Genomic DNA, 8,202 nt, shown 5'->3' with positions numbered 1-8,202 from the left:
GGCAGGCGGCCTTGTCCTGCTGCACGCCGTCGCACCTGGCCGCCTCGGCAGCCGCCGCCGGTGCGGATGCAGGCGCCTGCGCCCAAGCGGGCAGACCCGCGAGCAGTGAGGCCGCGATGAAGAACGACGCAAGTATCTGCATGGCCATGGCTCCTTCAGTGATTGCCAGCATGCCACCGGCGCAGGGCGCGCGGCGTCGGACAGCGGCCCGACTCAACGCACTCAGGACGAGGAAGGCACGGCCTTGCCGCCATGCCGGTAGTCGTCGGGCGTCACGCCCGTCCACCGCTTGAAGGATCGGAAGAAGGAGTTGGGATCGGCAAAGCCCAGCAGGTAGGCAATTTCCGTCAGGCTGGCGCGGCCTGCATCCAGATACCGGCTGGCCAGCTGCAGCCGCACCTCGTCGAGCAAGGTGCTGAACTTCACGCCTTCCTCCGCCAGCCGGCGCTGCAGCGTGCGCTCGCTGATGCACAGCTCGCCCGCCACCTGCGCGATGGTGGGCAGCTCGCCGCCCATCAGTTTGGCCAGCGCCTCGCGCACGCCCTGCGCCGTGCCGGGGCCGCCGCGCCCATGGTCGGCCAGGCCCCGCTCGGCCGCCTCGATGAACATCGAAGCCACGTTCGGGTTGGCGCTCACCAGCGGCAGCGCCAGGTCCTCGTTGCGGAACACGATGGCGTCGTGCGGCTGGTCGAACAGCGCCGGGCATCCGAAAGTCGGCGTGTACAACGCGGCATAGGCAGGCGGCTCGCCGCGCAGGGTGACGCGCACCGGCACGATCTGCCGCTCGGTGAAGCGGCGGCCGAAGCTCAGCAGCGAACCGGTCTGGATGTCGAGGCGGCAGCGGTCGTAGTTGCGCGGCGGCCCGTCGAAGCGCATGCGCACCGCGGTGTCCGAATCGGACACCACCAGTTCCAGCTCGCACGCGGACACCAGCGCGTTGTAGCGCGCGATGCGCGTGAGCGCCACGCCGAAGGTGGGGCTGCTCATGGCGGCAAAACCCACCACGCTGAACAGCTCGGGCTCCATGCGCATGCCCAGCCCCAGGCCCACCGCCGGATTGCCCACCTGCTCGTAGGCCACGGTGAAGAAGCGGTCCGACTGCTCTGGCGTGAGCGGCTGGCGCAGCTGGTCGGCGCTCAGGCCCGCGCGCGCGGCGAGCGCCGCCAGGTCGATGCCCGACTTGCGCATCGCGTCCAGCATGTTCAGCGGCAGGGGGGCACGGAACGCCACGGCGCTCACCTTTCCACGGCAGCAGATCCGGCGCCGCGCACAGCCCGCCAAACGCTTGGCGCGATCGGCAAGTGGATTGGCGTCTTCGGACAGTTTTCCTCCCGGGCACAAAGCTTAATCTTTGCTCGCAACCAAACACAAGTATTACCTTCGGAATGGAACCCAGGGGCCCAACCGGCGAGGGTGCGAGGACCGGCGCAAGCAAGAAGCACCCGACAGTCGATCTCGACTATCGGGTGCGGATGCCGGTGTGCCTTCTCGTGCTGGTGATGTGGGCCACCATGCTGGACAACCGCAACGCCGGCGGCTGGTTCTGGGCGCTGGCCATCTTCCACGGCGTGGCCTGGCCGCAGGTGGCCTACCTGCATGCCAGCTGGGCCGCCAATTCCAAGCAGGCCGAGCTGCGCAACCTGCTGGGCGATGCCTTTCTCTCCTCCATCATGGTGGGCCTGTGCGGTTTCAGCCTGTGGCCGGCGGCCGCCGTGTTCACCACGCTCAATGCTGCCAACCTGAGCGTGGGCGGCGTGCGCTTCGCGGCCAAGGGCCTGCTGGCTTTCGCGGCGGGCGGGCTGGCCGGCGGCGCGCTGGGCGGCTTTCAGTTCCAGCCCGAGGCCAGCCTGCCCACTGCGCTGCTGGCGGTGTTCTCGATGGTGCTGTTCACCACCATCTACGGCCTGAGCTCCAACATCCAGACACGCCGCGCGGTGCATCACAAGCTGGGCCTGCAGGAGCAGAACCGCCGCATCGCCGAGCAGAACCGGCAGATCGAGCAGGCCCGCGCGCAGGCCGATACCGCGCGCATCGCCGCCGAGCATGCGCGCGAGCAGGCCGAGGCGGCCAGCCGCGCCAAGAGCACCTTCCTGGCCAACATGAGCCACGAGCTGCGCACGCCGCTTAACGCCATCATCGGCTACAGCGAGCTGCTGGACGAAGAAGTGGCCGAGCTGGGCCAGGCGCAGCTGCAGCCCGACCTGCACAAGATCCGCGCGGCCGGCCACCACCTGCTGGAGCTGATCAACAACGTGCTCGACCTGTCCAAGATCGAGGCCGGCAAGCTCGAACTGCAGCTGGAGGACGTTCATCTCCCCACCCTCATCGACGAGGTGCTGGGCACCGCGCAGCCGCTCATCTCGCGCAATGCCAACGTGCTGGAAGTGCAGGTGGACCCCGGCATCGGCGCCATCCGCGCCGACGGCATGAAGCTGCGCCAGGTGCTGCTCAACCTGCTGTCCAACGCCGGCAAGTTCACGCAGGGCGGCGTACTCTACCTGGACGTGCGCGATGCGCAGCGCGACGGCAACCGATGGCTGGAGTTCGACGTGACCGACTCGGGCATCGGCATGACGCCGGCCCAGCTGGAGCGCCTGTTCACGCCCTTCACCCAGGCCGACCCCACCACCACGCGGCGCTACGGCGGCACGGGCCTGGGGCTGGCCATCAGCCGGCGGCTGTGCGCTCTGATGGGCGGCGACATCCTGGTGGCCAGCGAAGCCGGCAAGGGGTCGCGCTTCACCGTGGTGCTGCCGGCCCAAGGCGCACGGCAGGAGCCCTTCGCCGCCGGCGAGGTCGCGCAGGCCTGAAGGCGAGCTCGCATGGCCGCAACCAGACACCGCCTGCCCAAGCCGCCACCGGCGCCGGTGCACCCCATCGTCGAGATCGATTACCGCGTGCGCACCTGGGCCAACCTGCTGGTGCTGGCGGTGATCGGCTCGGTCTTCCTGGAGCGCGAATCGCCCGCCTGGTACTGGCTGCTGCTGGCCTTCCAGGGCGTGGGCTGGGCGCCGCTGGCCCGCGTGCGCGCCCAGCGCGCCACCGACAGCAAGCGTGCCGAGCACCAGAACCTGCTGGCCGACGCGGTGATCTACGGGGTGCTCTCCGGGCTGGTGTCCTTCAGCCTGTGGCCCACCACGCTGATGCTCGCCTCGATCCTGCTGTCGGTGCTGAGCCTGGGCGGGCCGCAGCTGGCGGCGCGCGCGGCCGTCGCCTTCGTGCCGGGCGCCCTGCTCGGCTCGGCACTGGGCGGCTTTTCGCTGCAGTTCGAATCGAGCCTGCGCACCTCGCTGCTGTGCGTGGTGTGCTTCGTGCCCTACCTGCTGATGTTCGGCATGAACTCCTTCGTACAGAACCAGCGTGCGCAACGGGCCCGGCACGAGCTGGCCCAGCGCAACGAGCAGGTCACGCGGCAGAACCGAGAGCTGGAACTGGCCCGCATGCTGGCCGAATCGGCCAACCGCACCAAGAGCGCGTTCCTCGCCAACATGAGCCACGAGCTGCGCACGCCGCTGAACGCCATCATCGGCTACAGCGAGATGCTGGAGGCCGACGCGCTGGACGAAGGCCAGCATGCCAAGGCGCAGGACCTGGGCAAGATCCGCAGCGCCGGCGCCGGCCTGCTGGCCATGGTGGAGGACGTGCTCAACCTCTCCAGGCTGGAGGCCGGCCAGACCTACCTGGCCAGCAACCCGATCCGGCCCGGGGAGATGGTGCGCGCGGTGGCGAACACGGTGCGCGAGCAGATCGAGAACAACGGCAACGCCTTTCGCATCGACTGCGACATGGGCACGCCCTGCGTGATGGGCGACGAAGGCAAGCTGCGGCAGATCCTGTCGCACCTGCTGTCCAACGCCGGCAAGTTCACCCGCGCCGGCGAGGTGCTGCTGCGCGCCTGGCACGAGGACGACACGCAGACGCTGGTGCTGCAGGTGTCGGACACCGGCGTGGGCATTGCGCCGGCGCTGCGCGAGCGCCTGTTCCGCCCCTTCTCGCAGGCCGACGATTCGAGCACGCGGCGCTTCGGCGGCAGCGGCATGGGCCTGGCCATTGCGCAGCACTACTGCGACCTGATGGGCGGCTCGATCGACGTGCAGAGCGAGCCCGGCGCGGGCGCCTGCTTCACCGCGCGCATTCCCGCGCCGCTGGCCAACCGCGTGCTCCAGGTGGCGGCCGCGGCGCAGAGCAAGGCGATGGCCCATGCCTAGGCCCACACGCATCCTGCTCGTGGAAGACAACGAGATGAACCGCGACATGCTCACGCGGCGGCTGGTGCGCCACGGCTTCGAGATCCGCACCGCGGCCGACGGCGCGCGTGCCCTCGCCTGCGTGAAAAGCGAGGCGCCCGACGTGGTGCTGATGGACATGAGCCTGCCGGTGATGGACGGCTGGGAAGCCACGCGGCGCCTGAAGGCCGATGCCGCCACCCGCGCCGTGCCGGTGATCGCGCTGACCGCGCATGCCATGTCCGGCGACCGCGAGCGCGCCATCGAGGCCGGCTGCGACGACTTCGACACCAAGCCGGTGGACCTGCAGCGCCTGCTGGCCAAGATCGAGCAGGCGCTGGCCGCCGCCGTGTCCCGCAGCGGCGGTGCATTGCCTGAAGGACCGCCCACGCCATGAAGCAGCTGAGCATCACCCGCACGGCGACGCTGGAGAACCTGCCCGCGCTGCTCGACGCGACCGAGCAGGCCTGCCTGCAGGCCGGCGCCAGCGAGGACGAACGCCAGGCGGTGCGCCTGGCGGTGGAGGAAGTCAGCGTCAATGTCATGACCCACGGCTACGCCGACGAGCCGCCCGGCCCCATCACCCTGGCGCTCGATTGGGCGCAGGCCCCGCTGCTGACCATCGAGATCATCGACCGCGCCCGGGTGTTCGACCCCGCCACCGTGCTGCCGCCAGTGCTGGATACCAGCTGGGAAGAGCGCCCCATCGGCGGCCTGGGCTGGCACCTGGTGCGCCGCATGGTGGACGAAGTGCACTACCGCCCCGAGCCCGAACGCGGCAACCACCTCACGCTGGTCAAGCAGATCCATCCCTGATTGCCAACTTCATTTTTCTGGAGAGACCTTGCCATGCAGATCGACATCACCCCCGGCGACGTGACGGTGGCCGCCATCAGCGGCAGCGTCGACAGCCTCACCGCCGAGCAACTCATGAACACGCTGGGCAGCACGGTGCGCGAGCAGCATGTGCGCCTGGTGGCCGACTTCACCAACGTGGCCTACACCAGCAGTGCCGGGCTGCGCGCCCTGCTGGCCACGCTGAAGGACGCGCGCCGCCAGGGCGGCGACTTCCGCCTGGCCGGCGTGCAGCCGCCGGTGCTGCGCGTGCTGGAGCTGTCGGGCTTCACCAGCATCCTCAAGCTGTACGGCGACGTGAACGAGGCGGTGGCGAGCTTCCACGCTGAACTGCAATGAGCGCCGCTCGGCCGCCCGGAGGCGCGAAACCCCCTCGGGGGGCGGCGCAGCACACGAAGTGGCAAGCCTGGGGGCAACAATGACCGTGCAGGCCTCCACAGCAGAGCGCAAACGCATCGCGCTGGTGATCGGCTCGGGCAGCGTGAAGTGCGCCGCCGCCATCGGCATGCAGAGCGTGCTGCTGCGCGAAGGCATCGAGCTGGACATGGTGGTGGGCTGCAGCGCCGGCGCGATCTATGCCGCCACCATGGCCGCCGGCCACCGCGCCGACGTGGCGGCCGACATGACGCGCAAGCTGTGGACCAAGGAAGCCGCCGCGCGGCGCAACACGCGCGCCATGCTGCAGGCGCTGGCGCCCAAACTGCTGGGGTTCGACAAGACCACCTTCGGCCTGCGCGACGACAAGCTCATCATGGCGCGGCTGAAGCAGGCCTTCGGCGACGCACGCGTGGAGGACATGCAGATTCCGCTGCACATCGCGGCCACCGACTTCGCCAACGGCGAGCAGGTGGTGCTGTCGCAAGGCAGCGTGGTGGACGCGGTGCGTGCCAGCATCGCCCTGCCCTTTGCGTTCTCGCCCTGGAAGATCGGCGACAAGCTGCTGATCGACGGCTTTCTGTCCGACCCGCTGCCCATCGGCGTGGCCATCCGCCAGGGCGCCAACGTGATCGTGGCGGCGGGCTTCGAAAGCCCCTACCAGCCCACCATCCATTCGGCCGGGCGCTTTGCCTTCCAGCTCAGCGCGATCATGTCCAACAACCTGTTCAAGTCGAACTACGCCTTCCACAGCCTGGCGCACCACAGCGAGATCATCCCGATGATCCCGCGCTTCGAGGAGCGTGTGCGCCTGTTCGACACCGACAGGATTCCCTACATCATCGAATGCGGCGAACGTGCCGCCGAAGAACAGATGCCGTACCTGCGCGAGCTGCTCGGCCGGGCCGGCGAGCCGGAGGCCTTGCGCGCATGATGCAGGGGCATCCCGGCCTGCCGGCGCCGCGCCGGCCCCGCGTGGCGGTGGTCATCGGCTCGGGCGGTCTGAAGTGCGCGGCGGCGCTGGGCATGCTCCGGGTGCTGCAGCGCGAGGGCATTGCCATCGACATGGCCGTGGGCTGCAGCGGCGGCAGCTTTTTCGCCACCGCCATCGCCCTGGGCGCGGACGACGCCGACGAGATGGCGCAGCGCTTCGTGCAGGGCTGGAGCGGCACGCTGGGCCGGGTCGGCTGGCGGCCCATGCTCAGCGCCCTGTTCCCGCGCGTCTTCGGTTTCGGCCACCGCTTCAGCCTGCTGGACGACCGCAAGGTCAACGATGCGGTGCGCGGCTTCGTGCGCGAGCTGCGCTTCGAGGACACGCGCATTCCGCTGCACCTGGCCGCCACGGACTTCAGCAGCGGCGAGAAGGTGGTGCTGTCGCACGGCAGCCTGGCCGACGCCATCCGCGCCAGCATCGCCATTCCGCTGGTGCTTTCGCCCTGGCCGGTGCGCGGGCGGCTGCTGTTCGACGGCGGCGCCTCCAACCCGGTGCCGGTGGACATCGCCGCGCGCGAGGGCTGCGACATCGTGATCGCCATGGGCTTCGAGGATTCGATCGATGGCGAGGCCGATTCGGCCATGCAGCTGGCGCGCCGCATGATGGCCATCTCGGTCAACCACTTCATCCGCTCGCAGTACGCCTTCTACAGCCTGACGCACCATGCCGAGGTGATTCCGGTGCTGCCCGCCTTCGACCGCCGCATCGGCCTGCGCGACCTGGGCGAGCTGCCCTACATCGTGCAGATGGGCGAGCAGGCCATGGCGCAGGAAATGCCCTACCTGCGCCGCGTGCTCGAAGCGGGCATGCGCGGCCAGTTCATCCTGCAGGCCACGGAACGGGCGGCATGAACGCGTCGGTGGCCATGCCCGCGCGGGCGCTGGTGGTGGACGACAACGCCATGAACCGCGACGTGCTCAGCCGCCGCCTGCAGCGCAGCGGCCATGCGGTGGAGTCGGTGGAGGACGGACACCGCGCGCTCGAGCGCCTGAAGGCGCAGAGCTTCGACCTGATCCTGCTGGACGTGATGATGCCCGGCATCGACGGCTACGAGGTGCTGGCTCGGCTCAAGGACGACCCGGGCCTGCGCCACATCCCGGTGATCATGATCTCGGCGCTGGGCGAGACCGACAGCGTGGTCAAGTGCCTGGCCCTGGGCGCCGACGACTACCTGACCAAGCCCTTCAACCCGCTCATCCTGCAGGCCCGGGTGGATGCATGCCTGCTCAAGAAGCGCGTGCACGACGGCGAGATGCGCCAGCTGCAGAGCATGGAGCGCGAGCTGGAGATCGGCCGCGCCATCCAGGCCGGCTTCCTGCCCGACGCGCTCCCGCAGCTGCCGGGCTGGGACATTGCGGTGCGCTTCCGGCCCGCGCGGCAGGTGGCGGGCGACTTCTACGACCTGTTCCCGATCCATGGCAACGGCGGCGTGTTCATGGTGGTGGCCGACGTGTGCGACAAGGGCGTGGGCGCGGCGCTGTACATGGCGCTGTTTCGCAGCCTGATCCGCGCCACCGCGAGCCAGGCTTACCCGCAGGGCACGGCGCATGCCGACATCCTGCTGGCCGCGGCCGCCCTCACCAACGACTACATCGCCCGCGTGCATGGCCGCGCCAGCATGTTCGCCACCGCCTTCATGGGCCTGCTCGATCCGGCCACGGGCAGCCTGAGCTACATCAATGCGGGGCACGATGCGCCGCTGGTCGCCGGCGCGGGCGGCGGCGTTCGCCAGCGCCTGGGCGCCACCGGCCC

Annotated in this window: 9 protein-coding genes; 8 read left to right on the top strand and 1 reads right to left on the bottom strand. The window is 69.7% G+C overall.

Translation table 11 applies throughout. The annotated features are described in order from the left end of the window. Window positions 1–222 precede the first annotated feature (222 nt). Window positions 223–1,230 (bottom strand): AraC family transcriptional regulator, encoded by a 1,008-nt coding sequence (locus tag VSO01S_RS25080; RefSeq protein ID WP_153305433.1) that lies wholly within the window; start codon window positions 1,228–1,230, stop codon window positions 223–225. Between the two features lie 155 nt (window positions 1,231–1,385). Between VSO01S_RS25080 and VSO01S_RS25075 the strand changes: the two genes are divergently transcribed. The 8 genes from VSO01S_RS25075 to VSO01S_RS25040 form a co-directional block, all read left to right on the top strand. Then, window positions 1,386–2,810: an ATP-binding protein gene (locus tag VSO01S_RS25075; protein ID WP_153305432.1), complete on the top strand. Its 1,425-nt coding sequence runs from the start codon at window positions 1,386–1,388 to the stop codon at window positions 2,808–2,810. 12 nt (window positions 2,811–2,822) lie between these two features. Then, window positions 2,823–4,208, top strand: coding sequence for an ATP-binding protein (locus tag VSO01S_RS25070; protein WP_068645492.1), 1,386 nt, complete (start codon window positions 2,823–2,825; stop codon window positions 4,206–4,208). Then, entirely contained in the window at window positions 4,201–4,623 is a 423-nt protein-coding gene (locus tag VSO01S_RS25065) for a response regulator (RefSeq protein ID WP_068645491.1), read from the top strand. Before VSO01S_RS25070 ends, VSO01S_RS25065 begins: the two co-directional genes overlap by 8 nt. Further along, complete coding sequence (locus VSO01S_RS25060) at window positions 4,620–5,042, top strand: ATP-binding protein (RefSeq protein ID WP_068645490.1); 423 nt, start codon at window positions 4,620–4,622, stop codon at window positions 5,040–5,042. Before VSO01S_RS25065 ends, VSO01S_RS25060 begins: the two co-directional genes overlap by 4 nt. Before the next feature lie 33 nt (window positions 5,043–5,075). Then, window positions 5,076–5,420: an STAS domain-containing protein gene (locus tag VSO01S_RS25055; RefSeq protein WP_068645489.1), complete on the top strand. Its 345-nt coding sequence runs from the start codon at window positions 5,076–5,078 to the stop codon at window positions 5,418–5,420. Between the two features lie 79 nt (window positions 5,421–5,499). Next, window positions 5,500–6,390 (top strand): patatin-like phospholipase family protein, encoded by an 891-nt coding sequence (locus VSO01S_RS25050; RefSeq protein ID WP_068645488.1) that lies wholly within the window; start codon window positions 5,500–5,502, stop codon window positions 6,388–6,390. After that, window positions 6,387–7,301: a patatin-like phospholipase family protein gene (locus VSO01S_RS25045; RefSeq protein ID WP_161944475.1), complete on the top strand. Its 915-nt coding sequence runs from the start codon at window positions 6,387–6,389 to the stop codon at window positions 7,299–7,301. The genes VSO01S_RS25050 and VSO01S_RS25045 overlap by 4 nt, the downstream gene beginning before the upstream one ends. Then, window positions 7,298–8,202: response regulator (locus VSO01S_RS25040; protein WP_153305431.1), on the top strand; the 905-nt coding region annotated here is incomplete at its 3' end. The genes VSO01S_RS25045 and VSO01S_RS25040, both read left to right, overlap by 4 nt.

Source organism: Variovorax soli NBRC 106424 (assembly GCF_001591385.1).
GTDB lineage: Bacteria > Pseudomonadota > Gammaproteobacteria > Burkholderiales > Burkholderiaceae_C > Variovorax > Variovorax soli.
Note: the sequence above shows the minus strand (reverse complement) of the source record. Positions and strands in the feature narration are given on the sequence as shown.

Excerpts from the sequence above, each read along its gene's own strand:
- VSO01S_RS25075 (WP_153305432.1), top strand. The coding sequence starts at position 1,386 with ATGGAACCCAGGGGCCCAACCGGCGAGGGTGCGAGGACCGGCGCAAGC.
- VSO01S_RS25070 (WP_068645492.1), top strand. The coding sequence starts at position 2,823 with ATGGCCGCAACCAGACACCGCCTGCCCAAGCCGCCACCGGCGCCGGTG.
- VSO01S_RS25065 (WP_068645491.1), top strand. The coding sequence starts at position 4,201 with ATGCCTAGGCCCACACGCATCCTGCTCGTGGAAGACAACGAGATGAAC.
- VSO01S_RS25060 (WP_068645490.1), top strand. The coding sequence starts at position 4,620 with ATGAAGCAGCTGAGCATCACCCGCACGGCGACGCTGGAGAACCTGCCC.
- VSO01S_RS25055 (WP_068645489.1), top strand. The coding sequence starts at position 5,076 with ATGCAGATCGACATCACCCCCGGCGACGTGACGGTGGCCGCCATCAGC.
- VSO01S_RS25050 (WP_068645488.1), top strand. The coding sequence starts at position 5,500 with ATGACCGTGCAGGCCTCCACAGCAGAGCGCAAACGCATCGCGCTGGTG.
- VSO01S_RS25045 (WP_161944475.1), top strand. The coding sequence starts at position 6,387 with ATGATGCAGGGGCATCCCGGCCTGCCGGCGCCGCGCCGGCCCCGCGTG.